This is a genomic window from Roseibium sp. TrichSKD4, from assembly GCF_000148725.1.
Taxonomy (GTDB): Bacteria; Pseudomonadota; Alphaproteobacteria; order Rhizobiales; family Stappiaceae; genus Roseibium.
This window is the reverse complement of record NZ_GL476320.1, coordinates 593,814-614,932: the sequence shown is the minus strand read 5'-3', so window position 1 is coordinate 614,932 and position 21,119 is coordinate 593,814. Positions and strand designations below refer to the sequence as shown.

Annotated in this window: 14 protein-coding genes; 10 read left to right on the top strand and 4 right to left on the bottom strand. The window is 54.2% G+C overall.

Features of this window, described 5'->3' with window-relative positions:
• Positions 1-82: 82 nt before the first annotated feature.
• The gene (locus TRICHSKD4_RS23660; protein ID WP_009759759.1) at positions 83-2,644 is read right to left on the bottom strand and encodes an FAD-dependent oxidoreductase; all 2,562 of its coding nucleotides are present in this window, start codon (positions 2,642-2,644) and stop codon (positions 83-85) included.
• Positions 2,645-3,061: 417 nt separating this feature from the next.
• Here TRICHSKD4_RS23660 and TRICHSKD4_RS23655 point away from each other — a divergent pair, with 417 nt between their 5' ends.
• The 8 genes from TRICHSKD4_RS23655 to TRICHSKD4_RS23620 all read left to right on the top strand — a co-directional run bounded on the left by TRICHSKD4_RS23655 (position 3,062) and on the right by TRICHSKD4_RS23620 (position 16,932).
• Positions 3,062-4,603 carry a trimethylamine methyltransferase family protein gene (locus TRICHSKD4_RS23655; protein WP_009759758.1) on the top strand — a complete coding sequence of 514 codons (1,542 nt, stop codon included), beginning with the start codon at positions 3,062-3,064 and terminating at the stop codon, positions 4,601-4,603.
• Between the two features lie 181 nt (positions 4,604-4,784).
• Positions 4,785-5,381, top strand: a complete 597-nt coding sequence (locus tag TRICHSKD4_RS23650; RefSeq protein WP_009759757.1) for a hypothetical protein — start codon at positions 4,785-4,787, stop codon at positions 5,379-5,381.
• 430 nt (positions 5,382-5,811) lie between these two features.
• Positions 5,812-6,987: an AGE family epimerase/isomerase gene (locus TRICHSKD4_RS23645; protein WP_009759756.1), complete on the top strand. Its 1,176-nt coding sequence runs from the start codon at positions 5,812-5,814 to the stop codon at positions 6,985-6,987.
• Positions 6,988-7,119: 132 nt separating this feature from the next.
• On the top strand, positions 7,120-8,031 hold the full coding sequence (gene folD, locus TRICHSKD4_RS23640; RefSeq protein WP_040617520.1) for a bifunctional methylenetetrahydrofolate dehydrogenase/methenyltetrahydrofolate cyclohydrolase FolD: 912 nt from the start codon (positions 7,120-7,122) through the stop codon (positions 8,029-8,031).
• A gap of 362 nt (positions 8,032-8,393) precedes the next feature.
• Positions 8,394-10,286 (top strand): autotransporter assembly complex family protein, encoded by a 1,893-nt coding sequence (locus TRICHSKD4_RS23635; RefSeq protein ID WP_009759753.1) that lies wholly within the window; start codon positions 8,394-8,396, stop codon positions 10,284-10,286.
• 29 nt (positions 10,287-10,315) lie between these two features.
• Positions 10,316-14,695: a translocation/assembly module TamB domain-containing protein gene (locus TRICHSKD4_RS23630; RefSeq protein WP_009759752.1), complete on the top strand. Its 4,380-nt coding sequence runs from the start codon at positions 10,316-10,318 to the stop codon at positions 14,693-14,695.
• A gap of 246 nt (positions 14,696-14,941) precedes the next feature.
• On the top strand, positions 14,942-15,334 hold the full coding sequence (locus tag TRICHSKD4_RS23625; RefSeq protein WP_009759751.1) for a helix-turn-helix domain-containing protein: 393 nt from the start codon (positions 14,942-14,944) through the stop codon (positions 15,332-15,334).
• Positions 15,335-15,474: 140 nt separating this feature from the next.
• The gene (locus TRICHSKD4_RS23620) at positions 15,475-16,932 is read left to right on the top strand and encodes an NAD-dependent succinate-semialdehyde dehydrogenase (protein ID WP_009759750.1); all 1,458 of its coding nucleotides are present in this window, start codon (positions 15,475-15,477) and stop codon (positions 16,930-16,932) included.
• A 12-nt stretch (positions 16,933-16,944) separates the two neighbouring features.
• Here the strand turns inward: TRICHSKD4_RS23620 and TRICHSKD4_RS23615 are convergent, their stop codons facing one another.
• Positions 16,945-17,172, bottom strand: a complete 228-nt coding sequence (locus TRICHSKD4_RS23615) for an EAL domain-containing protein (protein ID WP_009759749.1) — start codon at positions 17,170-17,172, stop codon at positions 16,945-16,947.
• Between the two features lie 105 nt (positions 17,173-17,277).
• On the opposite strand from TRICHSKD4_RS23615, the gene TRICHSKD4_RS23610 reads away from it, so the two are divergent.
• Both TRICHSKD4_RS23610 and TRICHSKD4_RS23605 read left to right on the top strand, forming a co-directional pair.
• Complete coding sequence (locus TRICHSKD4_RS23610; RefSeq protein WP_009466009.1) at positions 17,278-18,630, top strand: IS1380 family transposase; 1,353 nt, start codon at positions 17,278-17,280, stop codon at positions 18,628-18,630.
• A 159-nt stretch (positions 18,631-18,789) separates the two neighbouring features.
• The gene (locus tag TRICHSKD4_RS23605) at positions 18,790-19,074 is read left to right on the top strand and encodes a ribbon-helix-helix domain-containing protein (RefSeq protein WP_040615830.1); all 285 of its coding nucleotides are present in this window, start codon (positions 18,790-18,792) and stop codon (positions 19,072-19,074) included.
• A gap of 115 nt (positions 19,075-19,189) precedes the next feature.
• On the opposite strand, the gene TRICHSKD4_RS23600 is transcribed toward TRICHSKD4_RS23605, so the two are convergent.
• Together TRICHSKD4_RS23600 and TRICHSKD4_RS23595 are read right to left on the bottom strand one after the other, a co-directional pair.
• Positions 19,190-19,492: a twin-arginine translocation signal domain-containing protein gene (locus TRICHSKD4_RS23600; RefSeq protein WP_040617374.1), complete on the bottom strand. Its 303-nt coding sequence runs from the start codon at positions 19,490-19,492 to the stop codon at positions 19,190-19,192.
• A gap of 247 nt (positions 19,493-19,739) precedes the next feature.
• Complete coding sequence (locus TRICHSKD4_RS23595) at positions 19,740-21,053, bottom strand: murein L,D-transpeptidase (protein WP_009759747.1); 1,314 nt, start codon at positions 21,051-21,053, stop codon at positions 19,740-19,742.
• Positions 21,054-21,119: the final 66 nt, after the last annotated feature.

Sequence of the window (21,119 nt, the reverse complement as noted above, 5' to 3'; positions counted from 1 at the left end):
CGCCGCCCCGGTCTTGAACCGGGGCCATCTCACGGTCTCAAAGGCCCCGGATCGGTGTCCGGGGCGCCATTCGATCCCTTGCCTAACTCCGTGGCTTGAGGTTTTCCGGGTCGTAGAGCGGGGCGTAGCCGACACCAGCCACTTCAACCGGATAGCTCTCGGAGAAATACTCCACCTGCAGCTTGCGGCCGACCTGCGCGTACTCCTGCGGCAGATAGGCAAGGACGATGTTCTTGCCAATCGTCGGGCCGTAGGCAACTGAGGTCGTGTAGGAAATCCGGCCCAGCTCATCGACAAGCGTCTTGCCTGTGTCCGGGTCTTGAACCGGCATGGTACCAACCGGGTATCGCTTCACACCCTTTGAATCTGTGTGCTCGGTCATCACCAGCGTGCAGAGCATTGCCGGTTGCTTGTCGCGTGCGCGGTATTCCAGATGCTTGGCTTTGCCTCGGAAATCCGCTTCCTTGACCTTTGGACGGGCAAGATCAGCCTCATAAAGATTGTACTGGGTCAGAAGGTCCGCGTTCTGCAAACGCAGGGACTTTTCCAATCGGCGGGAGTTTGCGTAGGTTTCAACGCCAACGGCCATGATGCCGAGATCGCGCAAGGCGTCCCAGACAGCCAGACCGTCCTCATACTTCATGTGCAGTTCCCAGCCTTGCTCCCCGACATAGGAAAGGCGCAGGGCGGAAACAGGCTTGCCCGCAATCTCAATCTGGCGAAGACCTGCAAACCGGAAGTTTTCCAGATCAAGGTCTGACAGCTCGCTCACCACCTTTTTCAGGTTCTCGCGGGCGTTCGGGCCCCAGATGCCAATGGTGGTGTACTGCTCGTTGACGTCAGTCACGGTGACGTCAAAGCCTTTGTCCTCTGCCACGCGTTTGACGTAGTGATAATCACGCGGGCCGGCATCCGCTCCGTCAACAATGCGGCAGCGGTCTTCCATGCGGAAGACGGTCAGGTCTGCCCGTACATTGCCTTCATCATCCAGGAAGTGGGTGTAGATGCCTTTGCCGATGTTGTTGTCGCCGCCGATCTTGGCTGCGCAGAGCCATTCCATCAGGGCAACATGATCCGGGCCTTCCACATCGAACATGTAGAAGTGGGACAGGTTGATGATGCCGCAGTCTTCACTGAGCGCCAGTTGTTCGGCATTGGAGACGCGCCAGAAGTGGCGATTGTCCCACTCATTCTCGCGAACCGGCACCTGGTCGCCGTATTTTTCCAGAAGGTGTTCGTTGGCCGCATAGCCATGCGCCCGCTCCCAGCCGCCAAGCTCCATGAAATAGCCGCCAAGTTCAACTTCACGCTCATAGAACGGGGAGCGCTTCACATTTCGTGCATTGGCATAAGGCTCACGCGGGTGGATCGCCGGGAAGTAGATTTTCTGGGCCGCTTCGTAGCAGCGCCCTTCGATATACTCCTCCGTCAGCTGGTGCGGATAAAAGCGAGAATAATCAATCGGTGCGTGGTCGATTTCTGTCCGCCCATCCGTCATCCAGTCGGCGATCAGCTTGCCATAACCCGGCGCGTCCTTCACCCAGATCGCAACGCAGTACCAAAGACCGCGCACTTTCTGACTTTCACCACAGGATGGACCGCCAGCAGCAGACACCTGCAGAAGACCATTGAAAGACCAGTGCTCGTTGTAGCCGATCTCGCCGAGGATCGGCGTCAGCTCCATGGCCCGCTCCAGCGGCTCGATTACCTGTTCCATTTCCAGGTCGCGCTGGGAGGGTGAAAGTCGCGCCTCTTCCTTTTCCTGCAGGTCGCGCGGGTGGCACATGCGCGGGTTGTCCGTCTCGTAATACCCCCACTCGATCTGGCCGCCTTCTGCTGTTTTGGGGTCGCCCGTATCACGCATATAGGCCGAGTTGCCCTGATCGCGCATTAAGGGATAACCAATGTCCTTTCCGGTGCCTTCAAACTCGGTGTAAGGGCCGAAGAAAGTCAGCGGGTGGTCAACTGGCATCACTGGCAGATCTTCGCCCACCATATTGGCGATCAGACGCCCCCACAGACCCGCACACACCACCACATGATCTGCCATGATGGTGCCGCGATGCGTTTTGACACCGGTGATACGGCCATTTTCAACGATCAGGGACTGGGCCGGCGTGTTGGCGAAGGATTTCAGCTTGCCGGTCTTTTCGCCCTCTTCCACCAGCTTTCCAGCAACCGTCTGCGAACGCGGAACAACCAGACCGGCATCGGGATCAAACATCCCGCCTTGCACCTGGTCCTCTTCGATCAAGGGAAATTGTTCCTTGATTTCGGCAGGTGTCACGAGACGCACATTGGTGCCAAAAGCTTTGCCGGAAGTAACCTTGCGCTTGATTTCTTCCATCCAGTTATCATCGCCAGTGCGCGCAACTTCAAACCCGCCCACACGCTCGTAATTGCCCATCTTGTCAAAGAATTCGACAGAATAGAGCGACGTCCATGTCGATAGGTAATCATGACTGGTGGTGTAGCAGAAGTCGGACGCATGGGCCGTCGAGCCGATATCGGTCGGTATGCCGGATTTGTCGATGCCGACAATATCAGTCCATCCGCGTTCGATCAGGTGATGGGCAATAGATGCCCCCACGATGCCTCCCAGACCGACGATGACAACCTGTGCCTTGTCAGGAAACGCTGACATCTTTTCTTCCTCTTCAACCGACCGCCCCGATTTTCTCTCAGGGTCCAATTGCCTTTGTCATCCGCATATCAAAGCGTGCATCTCCTCGCCCGACTGGTGAGGAGTGTCTTACGGATTTGATCTTTCAAACGGCAGTATCGCGGCGCTCAAGCAAGCCAGATAGCCTAATTGCGTCACGGCAGCATAAGCGCCACGACACGGGCAAGCGAATTCACAAGCTGAACAGCCATAAATCGGACCTGTTCACCCGAAAAAAGAAAAGCATATGCGCAAGGAAATTACGGCGGCATTTCTTTCGCACCGAAACGCTATCATGCCGTAATTAGAGCAAGTTGAGACGGATCTGGGCAGAGGCAAAATCCAAACTTGCCTAAGACTTCATGCAACACTGGCAATTCTCTAAATTAGGGGTCCCCCATGACTGACGCTGCTGTTTCTGCGGGCCGCCGCGGACGATCTGCTCGCCGGGAACGTCGCAAGACGGGAGGCGGCGTTGTCGGCGCGCCTTACATCAATCGGAACATTCCGAATTTTGAAGTGCTCAGCGATGAAGGTGCGGAAAAGATCGAAGCCTATGCCGACCGCATTCTGGCAGAAATCGGTCTGGAATTCCGTGAAGCGCCAGAAGTTCTGGAAATCTGGAAACAAGCTGGCGCAGAAGTTGATGGCGAGCGGGTTCGCTTTCCAAAAGGCATGCTGCGGGAAATCCTGAAAACAGCCCCTGCCCAATTTACTCAGCATGCGCGCAATCCGGCTAGGAACGTCGAAATCGGCGGCAAAAACCTTGTGCTCGCCCCGGTTTATGGCCCTCCCTTTGTGACCGATCTCGACAACGGTCGTCGCTATGGCACGATTGATGATTTCCGCAATTTCGTGAAGCTGGCCTACATGTCTCCGTGGCTGCACCACTCTGGCGGCACGGTTTGTGAGCCGGTGGATCTGCCGGTCAACAAGCGCCACTTTGATATGGTCTATTCCCATATCAAATATTCCGACAAACCCTTCATGGGATCTGTCACCGCGCCGGAACGGGCGGAAGATTCCGTCAAAATGGCGCAGATTGTCTTTGGCGAGGAATTTGTCGACCAGAACTGCGTGATGATCCAGCTTATCAACGCCAACTCACCGCTGGTGTTTGATGCAACCATGCTCGGCGCGCTGCAGGTTTATGCCAAAAACAATCAGGCTTGTATTGTCTCGCCTTTCATTCTGGCAGGTGCCATGAGCCCGGTCACGGTCGCCGGCACGCTGGCACAGGTGCTCGCAGAGGCCATGGCAGGCTGCGCCCTCACCCAGCTGATCCGTCCGGGCGCACCGGTTGTCTTTGGGGCATTCGTGAGCTCCATTTCCATGCAATCTGGCGCGCCGACCTTCGGCAGCCCGGAAGGCTCTCTGCTTTTGAACGGCGCAGCAAAACTCGCCCGTCGCCTCGGCCTGCCCTTCCGCTCTGGCGGCTCTTTCACGGCATCCAAATTGCCGGACGCGCAGTCTGCGCAGGAATCAGCGCAAACCATTACGGCAACGGTTCAAGGCGGCGTCAATTTCTGTCTGCATGCGGCCGGATGGCTGGAAGGCGGCCTTTGCTCGTCCTACGAAAAATTCGTCATGGACGCCGATCAACTAGGCATGATGCATGTTCTGGCAAAGGGCATCGACCTTTCAGACGAAGCCATAGCCATGGATGCATTGGAAGAAGTCGGACCGGGCGGTCACTTCCTCGGCGCAGCCCACACCCAGCGCAACTTTGAAAGCGCCTTCTACCGCTCAACTGTGGCTGACAACAACTCCTATGAGCAATGGCTGGCTGATGGCGAGCTGGACGCCGCCAAACGGGCCAACAAGATCTGGAAAGAGCAACTGGCCGCCTATACCGGCCCTGAACTCGACCCCGGCATTGATGAGGCACTTGTTGCCTTCATGGAAGAACGCAAAGCCTCCTTCCCAGACAGCAACGTTTGATCCTCCCCAAATTGTACCCCCGGCCACAAGCTGGGGGTTTCTCTTTTGGCAGCTAATCAATGCGCACCCCAGCGCGACAGCCAGCCAAAAAAAGGTCTTTCAAGACCGACTACGATACACACCTCATTTACGAATCCGGCATAAATTACGTAGGGTAATTTTTTGCAGACTCGGATTTTTGATGATCATTTCCCTTTCCCCGGCACTTCGCCGAGTTGTTCCAACACTCGTAACGAGCATTCTCATCGGAATTTCCATCACAGCGAACGCAGACAGCGAGCGCAGGGACCTTCTGCGCTGCGAGAAACAAATCTGCCGATCCGTGAACAACTCGTTGAAAACTGGAACTCTTTCCTGCCCCATTCGCAAGACCTGGAAAGCTGAGGAACTTGCCAGCGAAGCGGAGAAGATTGGCGTCAGCTGGACCTATGGCGGCGCGACATGCTCCGTTCGCCTGCTGCTGCCGCGCAAAGACCTCACCGAAGCCCTCAAAGCGAAGAACGGAACCTTGCATTTCAATCCGCACGAATTGAAATGCATCGGCGATACGGCCCCCAAAAACCATCTGGCAACTCTCTCGCTAGCGCCAACGGTAACATTCGAGAACGGCAAGGCCACCGAAGCCCTGTTCAATGTGTCAGACATCGACGGCTCCTATGCCATCAGCGGCCTTTTGTGGACCGTTGCAGGCCTCAATGACAAGACCGGACTCCTACAAGAAAGCCTGACCCGCGAAATCAACAAACTCCTGCACAGAACTTGCCCGAAATATAAATAACACCAAAATTCCAAATACATATAAATGGAGGGATACCTTGCCAAAAACAGAGACAAAAGAAAAAAATAGTATACTCGGCAACAAAATTATTCTTTTTGCTTTTCTGCTATTGCCAGTCATTGGATATGCAATCCTTCAGGGTGTGGGAGCTATACAATGCGCCTCGAGAGAAAGAGGCGAAATCCATATGAATGGTTTTAGCGTTTCATGTTTCCAAGACTACAGTGATTACAATCCAGGTATCACAGTAATCCAAGTCGAGTAGTTGGTATCGTCGGGAAAACGCCACCAGTTTCAGGAACTATTCGCCTTACCCAATCAATTGGTCACATTTGGGCAAGGCCTTATTCCTTTTCCTCCACACTCTCGACCAGTCTGTCAAAACCTTCTATGACCGATCCTGAAATTCCCGTGTTTTGAAGGTTCACTCATGCCCGCCACCGAATTGAATGTCCAAATTCAGGAAAAATCAGCCCAACATTTGAATTGGCTGACCGAAAAGGCCCTGCCGATTTGGGCAAGTGTGGGGCGTTTTGAACAAACGGGGGGCTTTGCTGAGGCGATTGCGCTGGACACCCAGAAAGCAACGAACGCGGATTGCCGGGCGCGGGTTCAGCCCCGTCAGATTTATTCGTTTCTGGAGGGTGGCAAACTCGGTTGGTCTGGCGATTGGCAAACGATCAGTCGCGCAGGCTACGAATGGTATCTGAAGACCTACTTCAAGCCAGATGGCACAGTGATCTCAGCTGCAACGCAGGCGGGAGCTTCTGCGGACGAGGGTTTTGACCTCTACAATCAAGCCTTCGCGCTGTTTGCTTTTGCCCATATTGCAAAAACTTTGGACGACCTGAAGGACGACGCTCTGGCCCGCGCACATTCCCTGATGGACCATCTGCAAGAGACACTGGCTCATTCAGAAATCGGGTTTCGCGAGGACAATCCGGACCGGCTGCCGTTGCGCTCCAATCCGCAAATGCACTTGTTTGAAGCCATGTTGGCGCTGGAAAACGTGGAACCCGACGCGCGTTGGACAGACCTCGCCGACATGATTGCTGAACTCGCCCTGACCCGCTTCATTGATCCCGTCAGCGGCGGCTTGCGGGAGTTTTTCGATCACGACTGGTCGCCGATGCCGGGCGATCAGGGTCGGATCATGGAACCCGGCCATCAGTTTGAATGGGCTTGGTTGCTCACCTTGTGGGGGACGTCCCGCAAGGAACCAATTGCCCTGCACGCTGCCCGCCGTGTTTACCAAATCGGCCGCACCCATGGCATCGACCGCGAGCGGCAAGTCGCCATCATGTCGCTCCATGACGACTTCAGCGTTCATGATCCGATGGCGCGTCTTTGGGGGCAAACCGAATGGATCAAGGCCGCCTGTGTTCTCGCCTGCCTCTCCTTTGGCGTGGAACAGACCGGCTATCAGGAAGACATAATATCTGCCTGCGATGCCTTGGAAGAATACTATGCTGACGTGCCTGCAGGTCTTTGGCGCGACAAGATTGAAGAAGACGGAACGTTCAAGGATGAACCGGCCCCCGCCAGCTCCTTTTATCATATCGTCTGCGCGATCAGTCAGTTGAAAGACTATGCGGACACGCTCTGAAATCGTGTCAAAAACAAGCAGATGACGAAACCGGGCAAGGAAAAGACGCTTACAGTCTTTCCCTGCCTCGCACGCAGTTCTATAGACAGCGGCACCACCTCCTCCACCCAAACCCGAAAGCAGGCAGGGATCATGGCAGCAGCACAAGTCATTGACGGAAAAGCAGTCGCAGAATCCGTTCGCGAAGAAATTACCCGTCGATCACAGGACCTTCTGGAAAATCACGGGACCCGTCCGGGACTTGCAGTTGTCATCGTCGGCCATGACCCGGCCAGCCAGGTGTATGTCCGCAACAAGCAGAAAACCGCTGAAGCCTGCGGCTTTCATTCCGTCAAACACGACATGCCGGAAGACACATCCGAGGACGATCTTCTGGCGATGGTGCAAAAGCTGAATGACGATGCAGCAATCCACGGCATTCTCGTGCAGCTTCCCCTGCCCGGCCATATTGATGAGAGCAAGGTTCTGAACCTCATCAAACCGGAGAAGGACGTCGACGGCTTTCATCCGATCAATGTCGGCCTGCTGACCGCTGGAGAGCAATCATCTGCTCTTGTGCCGTGCACGCCAGCCGGAAGCCTTGTTCTGATCAAGCGCGCGCTCGGCAAAAACCTATCTGGAAAAACAGCCGTCATCGTTGGCCGGTCCAACATTGTCGGCAAGCCTATGGCCAGCTTGCTTCTGCAGGAAAGCTGCACGATCACAATCGCCCATAGCCGCACCAAGGATTTGTCCGAAGTGGTTCGTGCAGCCGATATTGTGGTTGCTGCGGTTGGCCGCCCAGAAATGGTCAAAGGCGATTGGATCAAACCAGGAGCGACTGTCATTGACGTTGGAATCAACCGTGTTCCAGCGCCTGAAAAAGGCGAAGGCAAAACGCGGCTCGTCGGCGATGTTGCATATGAAGAGGCAGCCGAACACGCAGGCGCCATCACGCCTGTTCCCGGCGGCGTTGGTCCGATGACCATTGCCATGTTGATGGCCAACACGGTCACAGCAGCCCGCCGCCAACTTGGCCTTCCAGAAGCCGACCCAGTCTTCTAAATCCGAAATCACTGTATTCTTTGACGAAAACGGCCTACACGGCATAATCCGTGCGGGCCGTTTTTCTTCAGACCACTGCCACCTTTATTCCCGTCACCCGATAACACAGCGAGGGCTGAAACATTTTTAACGCAAAAAGTGTATTTTGGGACTTGGGTTTCACCGGAAATTGCTCTTTAAACAGACATATTCGGTCGTCATAAGATGATCCGGGAAAGCGTTTTTGCAAAGGCGGGGGGTGAGTGACGCGTCGACCGTCGAACATGATAAGTCTGAACTGCTGCGCAAGAGTTGCACAACGGAAAGGATATATTTGTTCTGATGAGCGAGCTTCACCGAACGTATATTCCCCTTTAAAATCAATGCTTTTAACCTTCTTCACTGCGCTTTTGATCAGTCTGGCGCCGATTGAAGATGCAAATGCGCTCGATCTATTCGGATTCAAATTTTTCGAAAGTGAAGAGGCTGAAACACCAGCTGTCGAAGACCCGTACGCCTACACCTCAGAGCTGACATTTACCCAGCCAACCGATTCTTACCTGAAAAAGACGCTTAGAGCTCGATCGATCCTGCTTTCCAAACAGGAAACGCTGCCTTCTGGCGTCACCGGATTGATATCGCGCGCCCTTTCAGATCAGGAAGCCCTGATTGGCCAGCTTTATGCAGCTGGCTATTATGGCGGAACAGTTGATATATCCCTTGATGGAGTTTCGCTGGAACAGGCACTGGAAAACGGCACCCTTCCGGGTTCACCGCCAGCTAGCGTGGCCATTTCAATCGACCCTGGTCCGGAATTTCTCTTTGGCGAAGTCAAAATTCAGTTTGTAGATACACCTGGGTCTGAACCAGACCTTCCCGCAGATGCAGCAGACTGGGGCCTTCGTCCGGGTGCGGTCGCAAAGTCCGGTGAAGTGCGCACAGCAGAAGCGCGCCTAACCAAAAACCTGCAAGATCAGGGGTATCCGAAAGCCAAGATCGCCGAACGCGTCATCGTCGCCGATCACTCCAACAAGACGCTGGATGTTACCCTTACCGTCTCTTCTGGGAACAGGGCCCGGTTTGGGCCGGTATCTGTCGCGGGTACCGAGGTCACTGATCCTCAGTTTGTAGCTCGTCAGACCATGATCCCGGAAGGCAAAACCTATTCACCTGAAGAATTAAAAGACGCACGCAAGCGACTCAATGAACTAGGCATATTCGGTTCCATCCGCTTTGTTGAAGGTGATATTGCCGGGCCGGATGGCACCATGCCGATCACCATTGAGGTCACCGAACGCAAACGTCATGTCATAGGCGCAGGCGCTTCTTGGTCCAGCACCGAAGGCATTGGGCTCGAGGCTTATTGGCGACGCCGAAATCTGTTTGGGCGCGGCGAACTGCTTTCCGTTGAAGGCTCTGTCGGCCGGATCGGCAACAAGGATGTCGGCGACATGGAATATTCCGCCCGCATTGTCTTTGAAAAGCCGGGAGCCTTCGGTCCACTGACCAAGTTCACCTCCAGCCTGACTGCCAAGCAGGAGAACCCGGATGCCTATACTAGCCGTTGGGTAACTTTTGACGCCTACTACCAACGTAAATTCTCCGACCAATTGAATGGCCGGATCGGTGCGGCAGTTACCTACGCCAACGAAGAGGATGTGTTTGGAAATTCAGATTACCTGCTTTTCAGCATTCCAACCGATCTGACTTGGGACACGCGAGACGACAAGCTGAACCCATCCAAGGGCGTTTTCAGCGTTCTGGCCGTTGAACCCGCCTATGACACGTTGCAGAACAATCAAATGCTGTTCATCCGAGGCACCGCGTCGACCTATGTTGCATTGGACGATGCCAAACGCTTCATTTTGGCAGGCAAAGTGTCTGCGGGCACCATCTTGGGTCCAGAAATTCAGGATATACCTGCCAATCGCCGTTTGATTGCAGGCGGCGGTGGTTCCATTCGTGGGTACGCTTACCGAAACGTCGGGCCACGGGTAAACGGTGAGGTTGTTGGCGGTCGTTCGCTTCTTGAGTTTTCTGGTGAAGTGCGCGTGAAGGTAACCGATAAAATTGGTGTTGTCGGCTTCGTAGATGCAGGCAATGCCTATGAGGACGAAATTCCCGACTTTTCAGAACCCTTCAAGATCGGGGTTGGCGCGGGCATTCGATATTTCACCCCGATTGGCCCGCTGCGGGTTGATGCCGCCATTCCTCTTGACCCGGAAAAGGATGACCCTGATTTCGCCCTATATGTCGGATTAAGTCAGGCGTTCTGACATCCCTTGGCTTAGGCCGTTGATTGCACATGAAATTTTTGTTCCGCTTCGGAAAACTGATCGTGAAAACTGTCGCGTGGCTCACGGCCATCTTGATGGCAGTGTTTGTTGGTTTTATTGCGTTTCTCCAGTTCCCTTTCGGCCAGAAATCCGTTGCTGATCTGATCAGTTCGCTGGCCTCAACTCCAGATCAAGTGGTCAAGCTTGAACAGCTTTCCATCAGCCCCGGACTGTCAGTAATTGCTCTCACAAGCCTTTCCCTTGCCGACAAACAAGGAGAATGGCTGAGCGCGGAAGACCTTCAAATTCGCTGGGCACCCCTGAAGCTCTTTGGCAAGCAGATCGAAGTTACTTCCATTTCCTTGAGCAAACTCTCAGTCTTGCGCGCACCTCAAACGCCGCACAAAGAGGCGCCAGCCCCGGATCTGGAAGAACCGTCAAACTCCAGCGGCATTCCCCTCGGCCTGACACTCAAGCTGGATCAACTGGCGATCAACACGCTTGATATTGGCTCAGGTTTGGTTGGCCAACCAATCTCTTATTCAGTGGAAGCAAATGCCGCAGCAGACCCAAAACCTCTCGCTGTCTCCGGTGGCGTAAGCCTCACCAGGGTCGACGGAATTGAGGGGCTGATCACAGCGCAGGCAACCTTTATCCCGAACGAACGGATTTTGACGTTTGCTCTTGAAGTCGATGAACCACGCGGCGGTCTGGTCGCCTCCCTTGGCAAGATCGAAGGGTTGCCTGCACTGGACATCAATTTGTCTGGCGATGGTCCATTGGACGATTGGGCCGCTGCACTTTATGTGGCACTTGATGATCAAAAAACCGCTGCAGGCACGGCTCGCATTACCGAGACGGGAGCAGGGTATGTCCTGGAATTTGCCCTAAACGGCGACTTGGAACAGCTCGCCCCTCCAGCGGTCGGAGCCTTTGTGCAAGGCACCACCCGAGCATCGGGCTCTATGGCGCTGGATACGGACTTCATGCCGAAAAGCGGTAAACTGGGGCTGAAAACAAACACCGTTGCACTTGATGCAGAAGCCTCTTTTGATCGCCAATCGGCAGCATTAAACGGAAAAGCCAATCTGGATGTTTCCGCCGGAGACGGTGCGGTCATTGCCCTGGAATTAGCCGATCAGACCATCACCTTTGGCCCGCTGCATCTGGACGCCGCAACTTCTGGAACGCTGAGCGTGTTTGATTGGCACGCCAATGTGTCCTCGACCAACCTTCGCCTGCCAGCAGCCAGCTATCAAAAGGCTAACTTCAGTATTTCCGGTCAAAACGGACTGATTGAAAACGACACCTTGAAAACAGATGTTGCCGTCGATGCCAGCGTGACTGGTATCAATTTGCCCGATGTTGAACTGGAGCAGTTTGACGGCGAGGTTCGCTTGTCGCTCGCCGGAGACCTCGACACGGCAGAAGCATCCTATAGTTTGTCTCAAGGGGTTCTGACGACAAACTTGGCTCGGATCGATTTGACCAAGGTCAAGTACTCGCCATCTGATGCAGTGCTTGAAGGACAATTAAAGCTTCCAAAACTTGCGGCATTTTCAACGCTTGCAGCGCGTCCTCTTTCCGGGTCCGTTGGCGGAAACTTCGAAGTGAGCAGCGTCCCGCAAGACAAAAAGGCTGCGCTTACTCTTTCACTCACAGGGCATGGCCTGACAACCGGCATCTCCCAAGCCGACAATCTGCTTGGCGCGCGCACCTATCTGACCACCAATGTGGAAGTCGAAGCTTTAGATACCATCCACCTTAAGTCAGTCTCCTTGAAGGGCGATTATGTGGAGGCAAACGCCACAGGTGAATTGGATGGGGACACAGTCACTGCAAATGTGACCACCAGCTTGCCGGACCTCTCCAAACTCGACGCACAAATCAATGGACAACTGGCGCTGAACGCAGACATCAACGGCCCACTTTCTGCCCCGCACATCAAACTCTCCAGCCAGTCAGACGAGCTGTTTTTGGCAGAGACACCGCTCACTGCCCTGGCCGTTGATGTCGACGCGACGCTCTCTCCATCTGCGCCAAGTGGGTCTGTTGTCATCAACGGCAAACTCGGTGAGCTTCCTCTGAAAGTGGATATGGAAGCCAATCAGGACGGAACTGCGCTCAATGTCAGTCCACTTGTTGCGCGGCTTGGGTCCAACGAGGCAACTGGCGCATTCACAATCAGCAACCCCGCCAAACCGCTCGAAACACTCAAGGGTGAGCTGACGCTTGACGCTCCAAAACTTTCAGAGCTCTCACCGCTTGCGCTCACAGAATTGTCTGGCCAATTGGCGGGCAAATTGGTTGCAGACGACGCCAACGGGCGGCACCAACTGCGCGCAACACTCAATGCGGACAAACTTGAAGCCGCAGGCAGCAGCATCACCAAACTCACACTTGCCTTTTCCTTACCAACTCCAATCGATCCGTCGGCGCTGACCGCCCAATTGGATGGCGAGGACATTTTTACCGGCAGTCAGGCAATTCACTCCGTCAAGCTGACAGCAACCCCTGCCCCCGGTGCAACGGCCTTGGCAGCAAGGGTCCGCCTCTTTGAGGGAGGCTCTCAAGACGGACTTGATGCAAACGCGACCCTCAAGTCTTTACCTGCTGGACTGGAACTTGCCCTCAACAGCTTCAAAGGACGTTTTGAGGGGCTGGAAACGTCACTTCGCAGCCCGGCAACGATCACAACGGAAAACGGCACCACACACCTGTCGCCACTGGATTTAGCGCTGGGAAATGGCACCTTGTCCGTTTCTGGAACGGCTGGCGCCGACCTCGACATAAATGCATCGTTGAAGGCCATTCCGGTTTCACTTGCCAACGGCTTTGTCCCGGACCTTGGCCTTGCTGGAACCGTGAGCGGAACTGTCAAAGCCACAGGGTCACCAGCAGATCCAAAAGCCACCTGGTCGCTGCAGGGGACCGGTTTGACGGTGACACCCTTGCGCCAAAACGGTCTTCAAGCCCTTGGTCTGACCTCTAACGGAAGCTTTCAGAAGCAGACAGTGAAACAGCAGACCAAAGTTACCAATCCATCTGGCCTATCGCTCAGTGCGGATGGATCAGTCACGCTTTCCGGCAATCAACCTTTGGCCATCTCCCTTTCCGGCTCTGTTCCAATGAGTGTCCTACGGCGTCCGCTGACGGAAGCAGGCATATCAGCCGCAGGAGCACTCGCAATTTCGGGAACTATAAATGGCAGCATCAATGCCCCGAATTACAACGTCACCGTCCAGCCCAATGGCCTGACAGCCACCAGCCTCAACACAGGCATGAAACTGCAAAACGTGACCGGAAACATCAGTGCGACGCCTGACGGGGTTCAGATCAACACCCTGCGCGGAGATATTTCAACGGGCGGAACGCTCTCGGTCTCAGGGTCAGTCGGTCTGGCTGACGGAATGCCGGCAGATATCAGGGCCAGCGTTGACGAAGGTCGTATCATCCAGCCCGGACTGCTTGCCGCAACTGTGGGCGCAAACATCGCAGTCAAGAGGCCTATGGCCAGTCCTTCACAATCAGCCCTTGTTGCGGGAAATGTGGTCATCAAGCGGGCCGACATTTCAATTCCGGAAAACCTGTCAGGAACTGTGTCCCCTATTGCCGTTCAGCACGTCAATGCGCCAAAGGCAGTTGAGCAACAAATGAAAGCCATGGGCGCAGACAAGACACCGGAAAAGAAGTCAGGGACGGGTAACGCCCCACCGCGACTTGACGTTACGGTTTCCGCGCCGGGGCGGATATTCATCAGAGGTCGAGGTCTGGATGCAGAATTGCAGGGTAGCCTGAAAATTGCCGGAACAACAGATGACCCACAGGCCGTAGGTGCCTTCACCATGAAACGCGGGCAGTTGGATATTTTGACCCGCCGCATGGTCTTTTCGACGGGAAGTGCCACCTTTGACGGCTCTTTCACGCCGATCATCGACTTTGCCGCAACAACAACTGTCTCAGACACGCAAATCACGGTTCGTGTTGCCGGAGAAGCTGACGACCCTGAAATTTCATTCACGTCTTCTCCAGAACGGCCTCAAGATGAAGTGTTGGCCTTGTTGCTTTTTGGAAAAAGCGTTGGCAATCTTTCCCCAGCCCAAATTGCCCAATTGGCAGCCGCAATTCAGACCCTGACAGGCGGAAGCGACAATGGTCCATTGGCTCAAATTCGAAAATCGTTGGGTTTGGATGCCATTGACATCAACACTGACAGCGAAGGTGAAACATCGGTCTCTGTCGGAAAGTACATCAATGACAACATTTATCTGGGTGTCGAACAGGGAACCGGTTCAGATTCCAGCCGCGTTCAAGTTGACATCGATCTGGACCGGGGATTGAAACTTCGCGGCGAAGTTGGTGCAGACGGCTCATCCAAGGCGGGAATTTTCTTTGAGCGCGAATATTGATAGCTGCATGACTTGGGTGGGCTAGGCCTGTGCTCAGGGAAAATTTGGCATCATTTCAGTACCAACTTTAGTTCCGATTTTTACAAAAACCGCGCAAAACCTGCGATTTTTGCTCATATCGTTGCTATTACCCGTCATGCTATGGCCTGTGTCCGACACCCCGGTTGCAGCCTGCACTTTCCGCGTGCAAGGATGCCAATAACGGCCCGAAACCTTGAAACTTGAGGCGATTTGTGGAGACTGACGATGACTGCCAGCTATTTGAGGGACGTTTCCGATACCACCATGCCAGAGACAACCGACTACACACTCGGAGAACGTATCTGCCGCGCGCGGGATGCAGCTGGCTTGTCAACAGCTCAGCTGGCTCGTCGCCTTGGTGTCAAATCCTCAACCCTGCAAGGTTGGGAAAGTGATCGCTCAGAACCCCGTTCCAACAAGTTGGTGCTGCTGGCCGGTGTACTGAACGTCAGCCCGACATGGCTGCTCGTGGGGCGCGGCTCTTCTCCGATGGAAGAAGATGTTGTGCTGACGGATATCGAAAACGTTCGTCTGTCACTCGACAAGGTCCATAAGCATGCGCTGGCTTTGACCGAAGAAATCGAACGTTTGAAACTGCGAATTGATGAATTGAGCTGATCCACACACCGTCAACCAATCAATCGAACCATCCTTCCATTATTCGGCCTTGAAGCTCAGTCTGAGGCCACTTATCACTCCTATAAAGAAATGTGATCACAACGCCTAAGCTGTGACACAAGCCTTCATGGGAGTGATAAATGTCGTTTGATCCAGCGCTTATCAAAAATGCGAATTTCATCGACGGGACATGGATTTCAGCCAACAGTGGGGAAACGCTGGGCGTGACCAATCCAGCGACCTGGGAGCCAATCGGTGAGGTTCCCAATTGTGGCCGTGATGAAACCAAAAAAGCCATTTCCGCAGCCCACAAAGCGCTGAAGCCGTGGAAAAAACTGACAGCTGAAGCCCGCTCCGAGCATATGCATAAGCTTTGCGATGCGATTATGGAGCAAATTGCTGACCTCGCTGCGCTCCTGACCACAGAAATGGGCAAACCACTTGCCGAGGCGAAAGGGGAAATCGCACTTGGTGTGAAATACATCCGGTTTTATGCCGAAGAAGGAAAACGCGTTTACGGCGATACGATCCCGTCTCCTTGGGCCGACAGGCGCATCCTCGTGACCAAGGAACCGGTCGGCGTTGCCGGGGCAATTACGCCTTGGAATTTTCCAAACTCGATGATTGCCCGCAAACTAGGGGCCGCGCTGGCCGCCGGGTGTACAATTGTCATCAAGCCTTCCGAATTTACCCCCTATTCCGCTCTGGCCTTTGGGGTCATGGCAGAAAAAGCTGGCCTGCCTGGCGGTGTCATCAACATCCTGACCGGCAATGCCGCTGAGATAGGCGCGGAGATGTGCGAAAACCCCGATCTGCGCAAGATCACCTTCACCGGCTCCACCCGCGTTGGCAAACTGCTGGCCGCACAAGCCGGTCAGCATATGAAGAAGATCTCCATGGAGCTTGGCGGCAACGCGCCCTTCATCGTGTTCGACGACGCGGACCTCGATAAAGCTGTCGCGGGTGCAATCGCATCAAAGTTCAGAAACAGCGGCCAAACCTGCGTTTGCGCAAACCGGATCTACGTTCAAGCCGGTGTTTACGAGGCGTTTGCGGAAAAACTGAAAGCGGCGATGGACGCGGACTTGATCCCTGGCAACGGCCTTGAAACGGGCATCACTCAAGGACCGCTGATCAACGAAGCAGCGTTGGAAAAAGTCGATTCTCATGTAAAAGACGCGCTGGAAAAAGGCGGTTCTTTGAAAGCAGGCGGATCAAGGGTTGGCAGCGCGGGCACGTTCTTTGCCCCCACCTTGATCGCCAACGCGACACCAGACATGCGCGTTGCCCAAGAGGAAACCTTTGGTCCACTGGCAGCACTGTTCAAGTTTGAAACCGAGGACGAAATTGTAGCTCTGGCCAACAACACCGAATACGGTTTGGCCTGCTATTTTTACACCAGCGATCTTGGCCGCAGCTTCCGGATGATGGAACAGCTGGAATACGGGCTGGTGGGCGTCAACGAAGGCGTCATTACCACCGAAGTGGCCCCATTTGGTGGCGTCAAGGACAGCGGGATCGGCAACGAAGGCTCAAAATATGGCCTCGATGACTATCTCAACATCAAATACAGCTGCATTGGAGGTTTGGGACTTTAAACCAGAGCTGCCTCAGCTCTGAGCCCCGACATCAAGCTTGAGAGGCTGCTCTTGTGTGATCACAGGAGCAGCTTCTGCTTCAAGGCCATAAGTCTTGCAGAATGTCTCAAGATCCATCGGTTTTCCGTAGTGATAACCCTGCCCGAGATCACAGCCCAGCTCGCGCAGCAGCAGGTGCTGCTCTTCATTCTCGATGCCTTCGGCAACCACCTTCAAATCAAACGCACGGGCAAGATCCACAATGGTCTGAGCCCGGATTTCCCAAGTAGTCAGCTGATTTAGCTTCTTCTATCCTATTTTTCTCTTTATATTACAGCGTGTTACTTGATGACGGAGGGCTGAAAAATGGCACACCCAACGGGTGCGGGTTCTGAGAGCGATTTTCGGCTGGATTTTGACCCTCGGGTGCGGTTGGAATTCCACGGTTCAAAGATCAGTTCTGATGGCGGTCTTCTGCTTTACCGGGAGCTTGATGACGCCCTTGGCCTTTTCGGCAAAGCGGTTCGGTTCCTTCGGGATACCCGCAAAGGTAAGAATGGCGTTCACACCTTGATGGGCCTGCTGCGCCAATCGATATTTGGTCGCCTTGCGGGCTATGAAGATGTGAATGATGCCGTGCGTCTGTCGCGTGACCCGGTAATGCGCCAGATTATCGGGGGCCGTGCCGTTGACACTCAGGCGGCATCCTCCTCCCAGATGGGCCGCTTTGAGACTGAGGTGCTCGCGACTGCCGCCAACAGGGAAGCCTTGGCCGATATGCCCGGTCAATGGATTGATGCGGTGCATGGTCGCCAAGGACTGAACTACATCACCTTGGACATGGATAGCTCTGTCAGCCCCACCCATGGCGCTCAGGAGGGAACCGCATGGAACGGGCATTTCGGCTGCAACTGCTATCACCCATTGTTCATCTTCAATCAGTTTGGCCACTTGGAACGCTGTGCCCTGCGCAATGGCAGCGTCCACAGCGCGGATGACTGGAAGGCTCTTCTGATACCCGTCATTGCGCGCTATGCAGAGCGCGACATCATGCGCTTCTTTCGCGCTGATGCCGCCTTTGCCATTCCGGAACTTTACGAGACTTTAGAGGCTGAAGGGTACCGCTACGCCATCCGCCTCAAAAAGAACGCTGTGCTGGAAGAGAAGATCAGCCATCAGCTGACCCGCCCCGTGGGACGTCCCTCAAAGACAAAGATCAAGCGCTTCTATGAGGTTTTTGAGTATCAGGCTGCTTCATGGAGCAAGCCCCGTCAGGTGGTTGCCAAGATCGAATGGTATCCCGGTGATCTATTCCCTCGCGTGGGTTTTGTCGTCACCAACTTGCCGATGGAGCCGGAATGGATCATCCGCTTCTACAATCAGCGCGGCACAGCCGAACAGCACATCAAAGAAGGCAAGAACGCCATCACTTGGACCCGCCTGTCCTGCAAGCGGTTCTGTGACAATGAGGTCCGGCTTCAGCTTCACGCATTGGCGTATAACCTTGGTGTCTTCCTGCAAGGGCTAGACCTCCCGGAAGAGGTCGCCGACTGGTCGCTGACAAGTATCCAGAGCCGCCTCATCAAAATCGGGGCAAAGGTCGTACGCCATGCGCGCAAAATCACGTTCCAACTGGCAGAGGTGGCTGTATCAGGCTACGTCTTCGGACGAATCCTCGCCGCAATCCGCGCCCTCAAGCCCCCGCCGAGGCCTGCATGACGCTCCAAACAACGAAACCAACACAAATGCGGCTCCACAGCTGTGTCTTGTCGCAGCCCAAACGGGATAAAGTCCACGAAAAGCTCAAAAACCGCGCTTACGTAACCGTCAAAATCGATAATCGCCCCGACAACGCTGCCGTCAGAGTTGCAAACGTCCGTGAAAACGGTCAACCTCGTCGCAACACACAGTTACTTGGGAAATATCCGATTATATATTGCAGCACTGGAATCCGCAGCAGGACAGACCGTTACACCTATACGCAAACTTGAAGCCAAGGCCGAAGGAAAACCGCCAAGCCGTGCCAACAAGGTACAGGTTGGGGCGTTTGTTTCGGATGAAACCCGCCGTAAGCTTAAAATGCTGGCGATTGAACAAGGCCGCTCGGTCAATGATATGATTGAAGAATCTTTTCAAATGCTCTTTGATAAATACACAACATGATGACATGTCATCATGATGACATTACAACAATCTGGCATGTTGAGAGCCGTTGCGCGCCGCATATTTTTTTACGAAATTGACAAACGAGCCTTCGGGCTTATCCGGGTTTAAAATTCTAAGCGGTGATGGAGAGGTGTTCATAAGCCCGCGCGTCGCTCTGGCAGAGGCTCAGATCGTTGGGGTGCAGGGGGTGACCTGAGACCCAACTCTCCTCCAGCCATTGGGAGAATTCGTCGGTTGGTTTTTGCCGTTTTAATGTATTTTCTGAAGGCGCTTTGCCCTTTGGGTGAAAGTGACCTTCAAGCGGCGATGCTGATTGGGCCCGAGCAGGCGTTTCATCAAGAGCTATTTTACCAGCTACGACAAATGCAGCGCCAACAGTTGGAACTGCCTTCATAAAATCACGTCTGGTGGTCATTTTAGGTCCTTGCTCCAAAAATAATTCAGAGAACTTAGATTAAGCCCAGTTAGGGTGCAATCTGTGTTTTCACCAAATATAATACGCAATTTTATCGAGTATCATTTATTGAAGTTGGGCGCTTGAGTGTAGAGCCTTTTCTGTCATGAGGTTTACATTTGCGACTTTGCTGCACCGTTTGTCGTTGAGTTTAATTGTGTTTCGTGATGACGGTGAGTGCGGGTTTTAGAGGGTTATATAACTGAGATTACTGCAGGCTGACCGTGAAGCCATCAACATTGCCACCGTTGTAAAGACCATCGCGATTGTAAACATCATCGCGGAAATGAATCACACCGTCCGCATTAGCCCAGGCCGTTATGTAAGTCAGATAAAGCGGGATGCTGGATTTCAGACGAACGTCTTCACGCGCACCTGTGCGGATGACCTGATCAACGCGCGCACGGTCCCAATCCGGCGTAGTTGACTGCAGGAGCCACGTCACCATTTCGCGAACGTTTTGGACCCGAACACAGCCTGAGGAGTGGAACCGATAGTCGGAGCCGAACAGCGTTTTGGACGGCGTATCGTGAAGATAAACTTGGTGCTTGTTGTGGAAGTTGATCCGCACACTGCCCAAGGAGTTGATTTCACCCGGCTCCTGACGGAACTGGTACTTAGTTGCCTCGTCCGTATTCCAGTCGATCTGCTGCCAGGCAAGTTCGTTGCCCTTCCAATCAAAGATCCGGATCCGGTTTTTGGCGAGATACTGCGGATCCTGCTTCATTTTCGGAATCAAATCCTTGCGGATGATCGAAACAGGAACCGTCCAGTACGGGTTAAAGTTCAGCTCATAAATCTTGCTGTTCAAAATGGGTGTCTGGCGATCAATCTTGCCAACAACAGCTGTGTGGCGAGACCGCACCCGGCCATATTCAACAGCCTCGATTTCGGCAGCTGGAATGTTCACCATCACGTAGCGATCACCCAAAAAGCCGGACATGGACCGAAGGCGCACGAGGTTTGTTTCCAACTGGCGCAAACGCACATTGGCCGGAACATTGAGCGCCACGATTGTGGATTCCCCGACAACACCATCTGGCAGAAGGCCGTGGCGCAACTGGAACCGGCGAACGGCTGCGTCGACATACGAATCGAATACACTCGACATGCCCGCGTTTTGCTGCAGGTCACCGGACGCCATCAAACGCTGGCGAAGTTCGACAACCCTGTTGTCTTTGGACCCAATCCGAAGCGCACGGCCACCAGACGTGACACCGCCCCAGCCACCCAGTTGCACGATGCGGGAATACCGGTCGATGGCCACACCCATGTAGTCTGCCGTCTCAGGCGACAATGTAGGCGCTGACGATTCCAGGGCCTTCAGGCTTTGTACCGTGCTCTGGAAATCGTCCTGCCACTCAACGCGTTGATTATATTGTTGAAGGGCCTGCAAGGGAGATTCGGCGGATGCTGACGACAGGCCACCGCCAAATGCAGCAAGTCCGGCAGCAAGGCAGAACGCGCTTTTTGCGGGCAGAGCCTGGATCGAAGACTTCATTTTGTTCGGGAACACGAGCATGTGTTCTCTCCCACTTAAATTCTGTGTATCGGCTGACCAAAACCCGCCATGTTTGGTCTTCGACGG